Here is a 12,741-nt window from a genome sequence, read left to right as displayed (position 1 = left end):
GAAGAATCACACTAGTCTACGCCAGCAGGACCTTGTCGTGTGGGCTACAAAAGGTTCATCGGGTCAACGGCCTGCCCGTTCACCCAGGTCTCAAAATGCACGTGGCAACCAGTGGAGTTACCCGTGGTCCCTGAATATGCAATGAGCTGACCTTGGCTCACCTGCTGACCGGAAGAAACCACCACGCTGGTGTTGTGGTAGTAAACCGTGGTCAGGGAATCACCATTGATGACTCCGTGCGATATCTTGACACGGTTGCCACCGCCGTCGTTACCCCAGCCGGCTGAAAATACCGTGCCGGCAGCGGCGGCGTATACCGGGGTTCCACAGGGGGCGCCGAAGTCGATGCCCGTGTGCATGTAGCCCCCCTGGCCGTAAAAATCGATGGTTCCAGGCGGCGTCGCACGCCAACCGAAGCCCGAGGTGATCGGGATGTTCGCAGGTACCGGGTGGATCAGGCCAAAGTTGGAGCGCGGGTTGCTCGCTGGCGGGACGAAAGCTTGCGGGGGTGCCTGGTTTTGCGCCTGGGCAGCTGCCGCAGCGGCTGCGGCCAGTCGCTGCTGTTCGGCCAACCATGCTTCGCGCAGTTTGCGGTCGCGTTCCGAGATTTCCGCAGCGACTGCGTCCTGATTCGCCTTCACTTGTTGGAGCTGGGCCTGGATCCCGGGCTTGGCCGCTTGAAGCTGGCTGTTAAGACGGGTGGTGTCGGAGATGAGCTTGTCCACCGCCGCCTTCTTGGCAGCGGCATCATCGCGGGCTGCCTTTTCGCGCTCAAGCGCCGCGTCCGCTTTCGCCTTGAGGTCGCGGATTTCCTGTTCGACGGCGGTGAGCCGGGCTTGGGAGTTAACGTTCGTGGCGCTCTGCTGCGTCAACTTCGTCATCGTGGCGTTCTGGCTGCGCATCGCCTGGTTGGCGAGGTCCATGGTGTCCGTAAGGTTGCCGCCGTCGTTCGCTCCGAACATCAACGCAACGTTCGTGGGAACGCCACCGGATTTATATGCCTGAGCCGCGATCTGGCCGATGAGCTTCTTGGTGTCGGTGATCTTTTGCTTGTCGTTTTCCAGCTGCTGGGTGATCTGGGCTTTGCTCTGCTGCGCCAGGTCCACGCGGGCCGCCAGGGCGTCCGCCTCCTTTACCGCAGTGGCAACCTTGCCCTGGGCTTCGAGAAGTGCCTGTTGAGCTCCCGGGAGCTGTCCTTGATAGACCACAAGGTCGCCGGCTGCCTTCGCAATGTTGGCATCAACGAATTCCAGGGACTGCTGGACCCGCGCAGATTCTGCGTTGAGGGCGGCCTGTTGGTCATCGAGGTTGTCAGCGTGTGCCATGGGGGCAGTGCCAAGGCTCGCCGCGAGTGCAATGGCCAGCACAGAGCCAGCAACCTTCGCACGGCCACTAACTTTTCGCAGCCGCAACGCAGCCTGGTGCTTCCGTGTCATCGGCTGTCCTGTTCGCCCGGGATCAGTGCTCTTCATGGCTAGACCTTGAGATATCGACGGAGGGTCAGAAGCGAAGATATTCCAGCCAGGCCGCCGCCCAACGCTATCAGGACCGGAGCAATCACGAGTACCTGGGCCGAGGAAATAAACGGAGTATTCAGGAACTGCCGCGACAAGTCACCATTAAGCCAGAACTGGGCAACCAGCCACAGCGTGCCGGAAGCCAGGACTGCACCCACGACCGCGGCGATGACGCCTTCAAGGATGAACGGCAGTTGGATAATGGTCTTCGACGCTCCAACGAGGCGCATGATGCCTGTCTCCCGCCGCCTGCTGAACGCGGACAACCTGATGGTGGTGGTGATGAGCAGGACTGCGCAGAAGATCATGACTCCGGCGACCACCATTGCCGCCACAGAGGCGCCGTTCATCCACTCAAAGATCCGTTCAAGGACCTGGCGCTGATCGCTGACGGTCTCCACCCCGGCCTGGGAGGAGAAGGTCTCGCTGATGATCTGATACTTCTGGGGGTCCTTCATATTGATTCGGAAAGACGAAGGAAGCTGGTCCTGTGTTACCGAGTCAACGATCGGAGAGTTGGAGAACTGTTCCTTGAAGTGCTTGAACGCATCGGCCTGTGATTCGAACTGGTAGTCGGTGATGTACTGCTTGACTGTCGGCGAATCGAGCATCTTGGCCAGGTTGGCCTGCTGCTCTTTGGTGACCGCGCCCGACGCGCATCCCGTCGAAGTCGAGGAGTCGTTGCAGAGGAAGATGGCAACCTGGACTTTGTCGTACCAGTAACCCTTCATCTGGTTGATCTGCATCTGCAGCATGCCGGCCGCGCCGACAAAGGTGAGGGAGACAAACGTCACCAGGACAACGGAAATCACCATGGACAGGTTCCGGCGCAGGCCACTGCCGATCTCGCCCAGGATAAAAGCGAGCCTCACTGCTGGACCCCCTGTGCGCGGTCGATTTCAGCATCGCTCGCGTCCTTCATTCGCCGGGACTCTCCCACCACCGGAATCATCGAGGTGTACAAGGCCCTTGCCTCATCACGGACCACCACTCCGTTCCGAAGCTCCACCACGCGCTTTCGCATCTCGTTCACAATGTCGTCGTCGTGCGTTGCCATGACCACAGTGGTGCCGTTCTGGTTGATCTTGTCGAGCACACCCATGATGCCCATCGAGGTGATGGGGTCCAGGTTTCCGGTGGGTTCGTCCGCCAACAGGATGCCGGGGCGGTTGACGACGGCGCGGGCTATGGCCACGCGCTGTTGCTCGCCACCGGACAGCTCATGGGGCATGCGGCGTTCCTTGCCTTCAAGGCCAACAGTCTTCAGCACTTCCGGAACAGTCTCGCGGATGATGCTGCGGCTTTTGCCGATCACCTGCATGGCGAAGGCCACGTTGGCGAAGACATTCTTCTGCGGCAACAAGCGGAAGTCCTGGAAAACGACGCCGATTCCGCGGCGCAGCTTGGGGACCCGCCAGCTTGAAATGTTGGCTACGTTCTGGCCTGCGACGTAGACCGAACCGGATGTTGCCCGGTCTTCCTTCAGAATGAGTCGCAGGAACGTCGACTTGCCGGAGCCCGAGGCCCCGACCAGGAAGGTGAATTCTCCACGGTCAATCTCAAGGTTGACAGCATCCAGCGCCGGACGGGCATTGGGGTCGTAGACCTTGGTGACATTCTCAAATCGGATCATGACTCTTCAGAACCCCGCCGGACATGCCACGTTCGACCAGTCCAACCGCCAGCGCACGGGCTTTCGTTGGGGGAGGTTGAGCGCCGGCTCTTCGACTATACGCACGCTCCGCGGCGGAATCGCGGGCTTGGTGCGGTGTGTCGCCCAAACAGGCGGCAGGGACGGACGTTCCCGGTCCTAACCCAGGCCGCGTTTGGCCAGCATCTCCTTAAGCGCGGGTTGAATGTGGTAGCCGTAGTACATCGTCATGTGTGTGCCGTCCTGCTTAATCGGTATGTTGCCCACAAACTCAGGGCACATCCCGTCCTGCGTGCAATACAGCTCCCTTGTGTCTACGTAAACACCGCCGGGGACTGCCTCAACCGATTTGCGATCGGCCGCCGAGATGTCGACCCAGAGCTGACTGACGCCGCCCAAGCACGCCTGGGGTCCTTGTACAGGGCTGTAACACTGGCGCGGGTCTTTATCTATCGGCGGCGGGCTCAGCAGGACTTTCTTCTTCGCGTTCGGAATCTTAGACAGGATCGCCGTCATTCCAGCACCCCAGTCTTCGGCTGTAGCAACTTTGCCTGTCGTTGACATGCGCTCCGGGAAGTGTGTGTTGCCAATGAAAACAATGTCCGGAGACATCTCCTGGATGACTCGGACGGCCTCAGCCTTCCGGTCATCGCAAGCCTTCCCCTCTTCAGCGGGCTTGGCGATCGGATAAAGATTGAACGGACATCCATAGCGTCCCAGAACCCGGATATTCCAACCGTTCTCGGAATAGAGTTTGATCAAAGGAGTCGCCCATCGCATGGAGATGGAGTCGCCGACAAGAACGGCGTGCTTTTTGGCGTCTTTGGGCCCCCATGTGCATTGATCGGCCGGGTGTTCACCGGCATCGCCACAAGCGTGGACGCCATCCGGGTAGGGGTCCTTGGCGATGATCTCTTCCAGGGACGGCGAGAAGGTAGGCCATTCAGTGGCCCCCACCGCGGCCTGCAGTTCTGCTTGAATCTTCCTGGATTCGGGCCCGTCCACGGGAAAACCCTTCCCGGCACTGCTGGATTCGATCGTCGAACCGCCTGACGGCGAGGCCATCGGGAAGATTGCCATGCGCGCCCCCGTAGCGCCGACCAGAACGGTTAGGCACATCGCCAATCCCAGAGCGGAACGGACAAAGGTCCGCGTTGATCGTCGCCGTTCCGTATGCGGCCGCTTCTCTGCCTTGGAAAGCCACCGGCTATTCCGGATGGGATCTTCCACAAGCCGGAACGAATAGTGCGCCAGAACCAGCATGAGCAAGCCAGCCAACACGTAGTAGAACAGGTCCGCTTCAAGGAAGGCGCCCAGGAATATCACCACCGGGAAATGCCAGAGGTAGAGGCTGAACGAGATGTCGCCGAGATGTTGGCTCGCTCTGTTGGTCAAGGGCTTCAGGAACTTTTGCTCTCCACCGCATCCGGCCGCGATCACCAATGCCGTTGCCAGTACAGGTATCAATCCAACGGGCGCGGGAAATCCGGAATCGGGAGAAACCAGGAAAACGGACGCGAGGATTCCTAGCAGGCCTAAGTTCGCGGCAACGGGACGCAGCCGATGCGGCAGCTTCTCCAGCCACGGGACAGCGAATGCGAGTATTGCCCCGATCCCGAGTTCCCATACGCGTGAAAAGGTGTCGTAGTAGGCGGCGCCCGGGTTCGTAGACGTTGCGAACAAAGCCCAGGCGAAAGATGCCACGGTGATGCCGGTGATGGTCAGCACGACCGGCTTCATCGACGTCGTTGCCTTCGCGGATAGCTTCCTGGTGAGCAGCAGGACTGCGAGCATTACCCAGGGCCAGATGAAGTAGTACTGCTCCTCCACGGCAAGCGACCAATAGTGGCGCAGGGGCGAAACCGGCCCGTCAGCCTGAAAATAGTCACTTCCAATGACCATGAACCGCCAGTTCGCCGAAAAAAGGGCCGAGAAGACAGCGTCCCACACAGTTGCGTGCCACCGCTGGGCAGCAAAAAGGAACCGGGCCGCGATGACGGTCACCGCGATGACCAGCAGCGAAGCTGGGAGGATCCGCTTGACGCGACGCCTGTAGAAGTCCACAAACGAGATCCGCCCCGCGCGCCGCCATTCACGGATGAGGAGCCCGGTGATGAGGAATCCGGAGATTACGAAGAAGATATCGACCCCCACAAAGCCGCCGCGGGGCCAGTGGAGCAGGTGATCAAGTACTACCGCCGCTACGGCCACGGCCCTAAGACCCTGGATATCCTTGCGAAGTACGGTTTTGGTCGCCCTAGTTTTCTGCATTCCGCCTTGCCTGCCGTCGATGAGTGCCCCGTTAAAGGATGACGTATGCGGCGTCGTGAGTCGAACTGGCCGAATCAGCGTAGCCATGATTACCTGCCAGTGATGCGGCCCGGGCAATCCAGATGCGGTAGTGGCATGCCTCAGTTAAGAGGGCATGACCCATCGGGCCGGTGCCGCCTACCCTTCGGCGTTGCGGTTGCCAGTGCGCCAGCGAATGCCGGCGTCGATGAAGTCGTCGATGTCGCCGTCGAACACCGCTGACGTGTTGCCGACTTCGTGTTCAGTCCGCAAATCCTTGACCATCTGGTACGGATTGAGGACATACGAACGCATCTGGTCCCCCCACGATGCCTTGACGTCTCCTGCGAATGCCTTCTTCTCAGCATCTTCCTGCTCCTTTTTCAAGAGAAGGAGCCGCGATTGGAGCACGCGCATTGCGGCTGCGCGGTTCTGCAGCTGGGATTTCTCGTTCTGCATGGAGACGACAATCCCTGAAGGGATATGGGTCAAACGCACTGCTGAGTCCGTCGTGTTGACGGACTGGCCCCCGGGGCCGGAAGAGCGGAAGACATCGACGCGGATCTCATTGTCGGGAATGTCGATCGAGTCGGTCTGCTCAATAAGCGGGATGACTTCGACGGCGGCAAAGGAGGTTTGCCGGCGGCCCTGGTTGTCGAAGGGGCTGATGCGGACAAGGCGGTGCGTCCCGGCTTCGACACTGAGGGTACCGAAAGCGTACGGCGCTTTGACCTCGAAAGTGGCTGATTTGAGGCCAGCCTCTTCGGCGTACGAAGTATCCATGACGGTAGTAGGGTAGCCGTGGCGTTCCGCCCAGCGAAGGTACATGCGCATGAGCATTTCGGCGAAGTCCGCCGCATCAACACCGCCGGCGCCCGCACGAATCGTGACGACGGCTTCGCGTTCGTCGTACTCGCCCGAGAGCAGGGTTACCACCTCAAGTTCCTTGAGGGCCTTGCGAATTGAATCGAGTTCCGTGGCGGCTTCGACCATGGAAGCGTCGTCGTCCTCGTCCTGGCCGAGTTCGACAAGAACCTCAAGATCGTCGATACGGCCCGCCAGCCTGTTCAACCGTTCAAGTTCGGACTGCCGGTGGGACAACTTCGACGTAATTACCTGCGCGGCAGCTGGATCGTCCCAAAGGTTCGGTTCACCCGCTCGCTCGCTCAGTTCTGCGATCTCTTCCTTGAGCTTCTCGACATCGGAAACCTGTTCGATGGAGCGGTAGGTGGAGCGAAGCGCGCGGATTTCTGCGGGAAAGTCAATCTGAGCCATGGTTGTTCCAGAGTACGCCATCCATTGGTGGCCTTGGCACGGGCACTGAACGTATGACGCTGGGAACTCAGCGGGTCAGCCGGGAACGCGCAGTGGAACGGGCTTCGATCGGAACACCGTCGGGGAGCAGAAAGCTGACCACGGGCGGATAGGCAACCGCGCTCAGCACAACTTCCGCCGTGGTCCTGTCCGGACTTCCAGTACCCGGCGCGACGGCAAGTTGATCGAACCGTGAATGGGCGCCGTTTTGCCCGAGGTACGACACGGTAGCGCTCCGAACCCGCTCACTGTTGAGGACCGCCGAGGGCGTTCCAGCACTATTGTCTACTTGGCCGAGGGCATAGCTGTCAGCGGCTGCCACCGAAGCTCCGTCCGCCACGGAGAGGAGCTTCTTATGTTCGATGTAGATGGCGGAAGCCGCAGCAACGACCGTTGCCAGCAACAGCGCGATCACCACATAGCCGATGGTCAAGACCATCAAATGGCCGTCTTCCCCCTCTGATTTTCGCGACCGCGGCATATCCGCCTTCATAGGAAGGTCCTTCACCGGAACCGCCCGACGATTTGCGTGGCCGACGCGCTCAGATTCGCGGCGTCAAGGTTCAAGGTGTCTCCAAACGGCAGCATGGGCAACGGCACCGTAAGCTTCACCGTCACCGTGACCGCAGCACCGGCCGACAGGCAATCGCCGCGGTCGCACACGACGTCGACAAGTGCCCGCTCCGCGGGATGGCCATAGTCGGCAAGGGTCAGAATGGCCGTCCGTTCAGCGGCGGCACGGCCTTGGGAGGCGTCCTCCTGCGTGACATAGACCTTGGCGGCTTGGTCCGCTGCCCCCACGACGGCGAAGGAACCGCCCTGGATCTGTCCGATAGTGACGATGAAGTAGACCACGGGAACCATAAGCAGAAGGGACAGGAGGATGAACTCGGCCACCGCGCTTCCCCACTCGGAGGCACATGGAGGAACGGTAGATTCCTGGCCCTCGGCCAGTGGCCGGCAGACCACCTCCCGGAAGCGGGAAGTCGCTGCACTGCCAAGGTCAACCGGGAGTCGCAGCATGCCCCCTCACCTCCAGCGCCGCTCGAGGTCCGATCAGCCCGATAACGGGCAAGGGTGCCCGGACTGTCACTACCAAGGTGCGGATTCCCTGGAAGCTGGCCTCCGACGTCGAGATGTCCCGCGCAAAATCCGCGTTCAGCGCCATTCCGATCAGGTCTGCGGTGCGCTCACGTGCATCGGCTGGCGTCCGGTCGGCGAGAGCGCCGTAACGGGCACCGGACGAGGCCGCATCGATGAGTGTATTGCGCACGTGCAACGCGAGGGTCAGTTGAACGACGGCGAGGAAGAACACCGTCAACAGACCCCCGACCAGCACAAAATCCACGACGGCGGAGCCCTGTTCATCGCCGCTGCTGGCACTGGCGCGGCCGCCACGTCCTCTTCCCCGGCTGCGGAACGGCACGGACTTACTTTCCAACCTTGTTCATGGCCTGGTTGAAGAGTCCCTCAAGAGCCGGGCCGGCCAGCGCCAGCAGGCCCGCGACGAGTGCCGCGGACATCAAGGTGATCATGACCCAACCGGGGACATCTCCCCGCTCGGGATGACCATCGTCCGGGACCGAACTTTCATTCGGGGCGGTTCTCAGCGATGGTCTGGACGGCGGGAGCGTCCACAACTGGCACAGCAAAAGTCCTGGAGCCGGCAGGCTTCGGCGTCCGGGCTTATTCATTCTTCCCCAGTTCATTTTTCCCCATTTCGCTGTGCAGGAATCGTTGTGATCCGTGCTGTTTCATGTTTTGGCATTTAGGCGGACGCCCATGTGATGGAGGTGAAAAGGCTTGTCGGAGACGGCCATCAGAAACCAAGTTCCAGCGCGGCCAGGCCCGGATAGACGGCGAAGATCACGGTGAGGGGCAGGACGCCGAAAACCAGCGGCACCACGCTAGTGCAACGCTTGGTTTTCTTCTGGACGCGAGAATCCCCCGCCAGCCACGGTGACTGACGGGGGATTCGGTTGGAACGATCACTCAGACTATCGAGGAATCATGCTCCACGAGCAGTCTTTCCATGCCCATGCTGACGACGCGTGTCCTGCATCGCCGCTCCTGAGGGACGTTGACATACCTGTTGCCGTCCCACCATCCGCGAAGTTCCTGGAGGGCAGTCAGCCCACCATCGGCGCTAACCGCGATCTGCACAACTACCCAGTCCAATTCAGCATCAATATCCGGGTCAGGAAGCACGGAAGTTGGACGCTCCCGCTCCGCTGGCCCTTCCGCAAGTGAACCAAACCCATTCAAAATGACTTCGCCGCTCATGTTTCCCCATCTGATAGTTCAACGCTGACAGGCCCAACTGTATTGCTCCCGCAAGGTTTCAGCGGTTATTTTTCGCCTTGGAGTTAGCAGAGATCCGCGCCGGGCCAGCGGCGTCCGCGTCGGCAGACGCCGGGCGACTAGCGGTTCATGGTGATCCCTGCGGACTTGAACCGGTTGCAAGGACCGCAAAGAATTTGCAGGTTCTCAGGGCTATTGCTGCCGCCCATTGATACGGGAATGACGTGATCGTATTGAAGTTCGGTATCCGAACCGCAGTTTCGGCACCGGCCTTCGTCCCGAGTCCAGACAAAAAGCTTCACATCATCAGGTATCCGGCGTCGCCCTGGGGAGTTTCGCGGCGTCGATCCAATTGCGACTGTTGCTTGGGCGCGCTCGATGTGTTGCCTGTCTCGTTGCTGCTTCGTCACTATCAGGGCGTGAACTTCTGCGGCCCTAAGACCGTCGTTTTCCCAATAGAACTTGTTCTCAAATTGCCAGTATTTTCTGCCTTGCACCGTAACTACGGGACTCGGATACCGGCGCTGACCTTCCTGACGCTCGCTAAACTCCTGCTTTGTGAGCTTCTTAAGTTGGTAGGACTTCCTGCCGACCGTCAGAAAAACTGGTCCCTTGCCCGTCCAGAATCCGGGCCGGTGAGTGAGACTCACATTTTCGGCTCTGCGCAGCATCCCCCACTACCTATCTATCTGAATTTGAGAAGAGTCTACCGGTCCCCCTTGCTCCCCGGGACAGGGCCGGGTCTTGTATGTTTTGGGCATGGATGAACTGATCAAGCAAGGCCAATGGTGGTGGCTGGTATCCGTACCAGTACTCACGGGAGTGTTCGCGCTTTTCGGTAGCTGGTGGGGCAGCAAACTAGGAAAGAATACCGAGCATTGGCAGTGGCTTCGAAACGAAAAACAAAAGGAGTACATCGCCGCCGTCGACAAGATGGGCGAGATGACTTCCACTTTGGCGGACCTAGTTCAAGAGAAGCCGACAAGTGAAGTGTCAGGGGATAACTCTTTCATCACGCCGATCATCGTCCTTGGCCCCCGCAGGGTGAAGAAATCGATGAAAGCCGTGATGTCCCAGATGCATGAGACCCTCGAAATACTCCACGAGGCACCCTCAGACACCAGGCTAAAGCGCGCCCAAGACGCACACGGCCTACTCGCAGAGAACTACGACAAATTTCTAGCAGACGTCCGCCGCGACCTCGGCGTGAAGGACTAGCTGCCCGGCCTGTCCTTCCGGTTCGGCGGACGACGACGGCGCTAAGCAACTGGCGTTAAAAGGTCCGCTCTGGCTTTGGCCCCTTTTGGGTCATGGCTCGCATCGCCCAGAGAGTCCGCACGATGCCGTCCATCTCTATTTCAAACCGGTACATGATTTCACTCTCCGCTGTCACAGTTCCCCACATGGGAATGGGCATAGCGTTGGAGGCCGTGAAAATCGCGGAGGCCGTGAACTGCTCGTCGGGGGCAAGCTCAGTGATGGGGTCCGTGAACCCCGGCTTCAATTTCATAAATTCCATGCCCTGATCCTAGAGGGCAAATGTAAGAAGAGACCCGCACCGGGAATGGATTCGGTACGGGTCTCTCTGTATTGGCGCTGGCGGGTTCATCGGCCCCAGATAAGGTAAGGTGCCTCGTCCGCCATGGGCTGCTCAGGCTCAACTTATTAGAAGCCCGAAGCAGTGGCCTTTACGCCAAACCTTCGTCCTGTGACGCCTTGACGGCTTTGTTGCCTTGCCGCTTCGCTACAGGCTCCGCTTGCTTTTCCGCGACTGCCCGGCCCTGCTCCCGCTCCTGCTCAAGCACGAATTGGGGTTTCGCTTCGCCCGGAACATAAACCACGTCCAAACCGGACTCAGGGTGCACCGCGTAGAAGTAGTCCTCAAATACGGGGCTTGGCGAATATGGCGACTCGGCAAAAGTGAGCGGAGTCGCGCGACGGTTGTTACTTAGTGCCATTTCAAACTCCTATCAGCGGAAGGGCAATGCCCATGCCGGAAGGGTTTCCCCTTTTAGAAAAGTGACCTGCAATCCGGTTATCGGACTCGTGAGAGTCATGAAGTTTTGGATGCAGTCCGTGCGCGGCGTCGGTACGAATGGAACGTTCGTCGGGAGCCGCAAATCCTCGGCACCTTCCCAGAACGGGAAGGTATCCGGGTTGACCCAGTAAATCGTCGGCACATTGGGCCGGGATGTTGCAACCGGCCCAATAATGCCTTCGCTGAGTGCCATGGCCTATGCAGCCCCGGCAAGGTAACGGTAAACCGCAAAAGCGCTGGAACGCGCGGGCTGGATATCGCCGCGCCACGTTGCAACGATGCCGATTTGGCCGAGTTCGGCGTACCTTTCCTGCAATACCTGCACCGAAAGATCAAGCCGCTGCCCCACGAGCAATTCCGTGAAATCGCCAAGGAATACGTCCGCCGCAGTTGTCAGCGTGCCTTGCGTCATGGCTTGCTGGGCTTGTTTGGAAACGTAGAACGGCAGACCGGCATCCGGGTCGCCGGGGAACGTGTCTTGGGCGACCATCATTGCGCCCGGACCAAGCGGGGCCGGAACGCGCAATTGCTGGTTCGTGGTGTCCAGAAGTTTCGAGTACGCCTGAGCCAATTTCGGGGGCCAGATAATGGCGTTCGGGTTTTCGTTCCCGTTGGCAACCTGCCAGTAGAGATCCAAAAGTTGGCTGTACTGAGTCAGGGCCGTACCGTTCGTTGCGCCGCCGCCAAGGACGTTCGCCGGGAGGTTGGCATTAAGCGCCGCGAGAATTCCACGAGGGTTCGGCGGCGTTGCAAGGTTGATTGAGCCAGCGCCGGACGTAATGCCGCCGTACAGGGCAACGAGGTCGATCTTGAGTGCAATGGCCTTCGCAATCGAGTTGGCAACCAACGAGTCCGCATTGGGCGCGTCAGCGAAGAATTCCATCGAACCGATAACCAACGCATTCAATGACTTGGCGGTCAACTGGACCTGATCGAACGTCGTGTCGCTCGCCGTAATGGCGCTACCTTCGGAGCGGAAAGCCGCAGTTGCGTCACCGGTCAACCGTCCGATATTGACGGTCAGGGCGTCCATCGGGACGACGTTTGCACCGGCTTTCAGAACCGCACTGTAGTTGCGGGCCAGGTCGATGATTTCCGTCGCCCAAACGACCGGAACGATAGCGGACGTGCCCGAAGTTGAAAGCGAACGGACCATTTGCGCGACGCCGCCGAATTGAGCGGTTGCCATTTCCTCGCGTGCCTGATCTTTCCCGCGGGCAGCGGCGACGAGGGGATGGGAGCCGAACGATTCGCCCCGGCGCACCGCCGCAGCGGAGCCGTCCTCACGGACAAACTTGTCACCGGGAAGCGCCCGGCCCGAATCAGCGCCACGGTTCCCGCTAACGGAACCTGCCCGGCCATTCGCGGAATAGTCGCCGTCGCTACCGCTGCCGCTGTTGCCACGAGTGCCCGCAGCTACGAGCGCATCAATTTCGGTGTCAAGGGTGGCCTTTTCGGCACGCATGGCCGTGATCTGTTCGGCGCTAACGTCGATGTCCCCTTGGCGGTATTGAGTGAACTTGGCGACAATGGCATTACGCCGGGTGATTTTCTGGTCAATCATGTCTTGGATGTTCATTGTCGGCTCCTAAAGCCTATGCGGGCCATACTGCCCGGAATGGAATGGCGCG

General features: G+C 59.9%; 16 protein-coding genes. 1 reads left to right on the top strand and 15 read right to left on the bottom strand.

Annotated features, from left to right (window positions below; translation table 11 throughout):
• Nucleotides 1-44: 44 nt before the first annotated feature.
• The 11 genes from ACSVHC_RS18185 to ACSVHC_RS18135 form a co-directional block, all read right to left on the bottom strand.
• Nucleotides 45-1,436: a peptidoglycan DD-metalloendopeptidase family protein gene (locus tag ACSVHC_RS18185; protein ID WP_437770809.1), complete on the bottom strand. Its 1,392-nt coding sequence runs from the start codon at nt 1,434-1,436 to the stop codon at nt 45-47.
• 38 nt (nt 1,437-1,474) lie between these two features.
• Nucleotides 1,475-2,389 carry a permease-like cell division protein FtsX gene (gene ftsX, locus ACSVHC_RS18180; RefSeq protein ID WP_437770810.1) on the bottom strand — a complete coding sequence of 305 codons (915 nt, stop codon included), beginning with the start codon at nt 2,387-2,389 and terminating at the stop codon, nt 1,475-1,477.
• The gene (gene ftsE, locus ACSVHC_RS18175; protein ID WP_059387583.1) at nt 2,386-3,150 is read right to left on the bottom strand and encodes a cell division ATP-binding protein FtsE; all 765 of its coding nucleotides are present in this window, start codon (nt 3,148-3,150) and stop codon (nt 2,386-2,388) included. Before ftsE ends, ftsX begins: the two co-directional genes overlap by 4 nt.
• 177 nt (nt 3,151-3,327) lie before the next feature.
• On the bottom strand, nt 3,328-5,439 hold the full coding sequence (locus ACSVHC_RS18170) for an acyltransferase family protein (protein WP_437770811.1): 2,112 nt from the start codon (nt 5,437-5,439) through the stop codon (nt 3,328-3,330).
• Nucleotides 5,440-5,616: 177 nt separating this feature from the next.
• The gene (gene prfB, locus ACSVHC_RS18165) at nt 5,617-6,732 is read right to left on the bottom strand and encodes a peptide chain release factor 2 (RefSeq protein ID WP_437770812.1); all 1,116 of its coding nucleotides are present in this window, start codon (nt 6,730-6,732) and stop codon (nt 5,617-5,619) included.
• A 67-nt stretch (nt 6,733-6,799) separates the two neighbouring features.
• Complete coding sequence (locus tag ACSVHC_RS18160; RefSeq protein WP_439181190.1) at nt 6,800-7,264, bottom strand: pilus assembly protein TadG-related protein; 465 nt, start codon at nt 7,262-7,264, stop codon at nt 6,800-6,802.
• Nucleotides 7,265-7,275: 11 nt separating this feature from the next.
• The gene (locus ACSVHC_RS18155; RefSeq protein ID WP_437770814.1) at nt 7,276-7,794 is read right to left on the bottom strand and encodes a hypothetical protein; all 519 of its coding nucleotides are present in this window, start codon (nt 7,792-7,794) and stop codon (nt 7,276-7,278) included.
• On the bottom strand, nt 7,775-8,197 hold the full coding sequence (locus tag ACSVHC_RS18150; RefSeq protein ID WP_437770815.1) for a TadE family protein: 423 nt from the start codon (nt 8,195-8,197) through the stop codon (nt 7,775-7,777). The genes ACSVHC_RS18155 and ACSVHC_RS18150 overlap by 20 nt, the downstream gene beginning before the upstream one ends.
• Nucleotides 8,198-8,201: 4 nt before the next feature.
• Nucleotides 8,202-8,465 (bottom strand): hypothetical protein, encoded by a 264-nt coding sequence (locus ACSVHC_RS18145; protein WP_437770816.1) that lies wholly within the window; start codon nt 8,463-8,465, stop codon nt 8,202-8,204.
• Between the two features lie 298 nt (nt 8,466-8,763).
• Nucleotides 8,764-9,054 (bottom strand): hypothetical protein, encoded by a 291-nt coding sequence (locus ACSVHC_RS18140; protein WP_439181189.1) that lies wholly within the window; start codon nt 9,052-9,054, stop codon nt 8,764-8,766.
• A 137-nt stretch (nt 9,055-9,191) separates the two neighbouring features.
• Nucleotides 9,192-9,743 carry an HNH endonuclease gene (locus ACSVHC_RS18135; RefSeq protein ID WP_439181188.1) on the bottom strand — a complete coding sequence of 184 codons (552 nt, stop codon included), beginning with the start codon at nt 9,741-9,743 and terminating at the stop codon, nt 9,192-9,194.
• Nucleotides 9,744-9,831: 88 nt separating this feature from the next.
• Here ACSVHC_RS18135 and ACSVHC_RS18130 point away from each other — a divergent pair, with 88 nt between their 5' ends.
• Nucleotides 9,832-10,290, top strand: a complete 459-nt coding sequence (locus ACSVHC_RS18130; protein ID WP_439181187.1) for a hypothetical protein — start codon at nt 9,832-9,834, stop codon at nt 10,288-10,290.
• Between the two features lie 55 nt (nt 10,291-10,345).
• Here the strand turns inward: ACSVHC_RS18130 and ACSVHC_RS18125 are convergent, their stop codons facing one another.
• The 4 genes from ACSVHC_RS18125 to ACSVHC_RS18110 all read right to left on the bottom strand — a co-directional run bounded on the left by ACSVHC_RS18125 (nt 10,346) and on the right by ACSVHC_RS18110 (nt 12,689).
• A complete protein-coding gene (locus tag ACSVHC_RS18125) occupies nt 10,346-10,591 on the bottom strand; it encodes a hypothetical protein (protein WP_439181186.1) in 246 nt (81 codons plus the stop codon).
• A gap of 169 nt (nt 10,592-10,760) precedes the next feature.
• The gene (locus ACSVHC_RS18120; RefSeq protein ID WP_439181185.1) at nt 10,761-11,030 is read right to left on the bottom strand and encodes a hypothetical protein; all 270 of its coding nucleotides are present in this window, start codon (nt 11,028-11,030) and stop codon (nt 10,761-10,763) included.
• Between the two features lie 12 nt (nt 11,031-11,042).
• Nucleotides 11,043-11,303, bottom strand: coding sequence for a hypothetical protein (locus ACSVHC_RS18115; RefSeq protein WP_439181184.1), 261 nt, complete (start codon nt 11,301-11,303; stop codon nt 11,043-11,045).
• 3 nt (nt 11,304-11,306) lie between these two features.
• Nucleotides 11,307-12,689 (bottom strand): phage major capsid protein, encoded by a 1,383-nt coding sequence (locus ACSVHC_RS18110; protein ID WP_439181183.1) that lies wholly within the window; start codon nt 12,687-12,689, stop codon nt 11,307-11,309.
• Between the last annotated feature and the right edge of the window lie 52 nt (nt 12,690-12,741).

This window comes from Arthrobacter sp. KNU-44 (assembly GCF_051843155.1).
Taxonomy (GTDB): domain Bacteria; phylum Actinomycetota; class Actinomycetes; order Actinomycetales; family Micrococcaceae; genus Arthrobacter.
The sequence above is the reverse complement of the archived record's forward strand: the minus strand, read 5'-3'. Positions and strand labels throughout refer to the sequence as shown.

What these genes read in the sequence shown, in the direction of transcription:
- ACSVHC_RS18125 (WP_439181186.1), bottom strand. Translation starts at nt 10,591, where the DNA reads ATGGAATTTATGAAATTGAAGCCGGGGTTCACGGACCCCATCACTGAG.
- ACSVHC_RS18110 (WP_439181183.1), bottom strand. Translation starts at nt 12,689, where the DNA reads ATGAACATCCAAGACATGATTGACCAGAAAATCACCCGGCGTAATGCC.
- ACSVHC_RS18120 (WP_439181185.1), bottom strand. Translation starts at nt 11,030, where the DNA reads ATGGCACTAAGTAACAACCGTCGCGCGACTCCGCTCACTTTTGCCGAG.
- prfB (WP_437770812.1), bottom strand. Translation starts at nt 6,732, where the DNA reads ATGGCTCAGATTGACTTTCCCGCAGAAATCCGCGCGCTTCGCTCCACC.
- ACSVHC_RS18170 (WP_437770811.1), bottom strand. Translation starts at nt 5,439, where the DNA reads ATGCAGAAAACTAGGGCGACCAAAACCGTACTTCGCAAGGATATCCAG.
- ACSVHC_RS18155 (WP_437770814.1), bottom strand. Translation starts at nt 7,794, where the DNA reads ATGCTGCGACTCCCGGTTGACCTTGGCAGTGCAGCGACTTCCCGCTTC.
- ftsE (WP_059387583.1), bottom strand. Translation starts at nt 3,150, where the DNA reads ATGATCCGATTTGAGAATGTCACCAAGGTCTACGACCCCAATGCCCGT.
- ACSVHC_RS18185 (WP_437770809.1), bottom strand. Translation starts at nt 1,436, where the DNA reads ATGACACGGAAGCACCAGGCTGCGTTGCGGCTGCGAAAAGTTAGTGGC.
- ACSVHC_RS18135 (WP_439181188.1), bottom strand. Translation starts at nt 9,743, where the DNA reads ATGCTGCGCAGAGCCGAAAATGTGAGTCTCACTCACCGGCCCGGATTC.
- ACSVHC_RS18130 (WP_439181187.1), top strand. Translation starts at nt 9,832, where the DNA reads ATGGATGAACTGATCAAGCAAGGCCAATGGTGGTGGCTGGTATCCGTA.
- ACSVHC_RS18140 (WP_439181189.1), bottom strand. Translation starts at nt 9,054, where the DNA reads ATGAGCGGCGAAGTCATTTTGAATGGGTTTGGTTCACTTGCGGAAGGG.
- ACSVHC_RS18145 (WP_437770816.1), bottom strand. Translation starts at nt 8,465, where the DNA reads ATGAATAAGCCCGGACGCCGAAGCCTGCCGGCTCCAGGACTTTTGCTG.
- ACSVHC_RS18115 (WP_439181184.1), bottom strand. Translation starts at nt 11,303, where the DNA reads ATGGCACTCAGCGAAGGCATTATTGGGCCGGTTGCAACATCCCGGCCC.
- ACSVHC_RS18160 (WP_439181190.1), bottom strand. Translation starts at nt 7,264, where the DNA reads ATGAAGGCGGATATGCCGCGGTCGCGAAAATCAGAGGGGGAAGACGGC.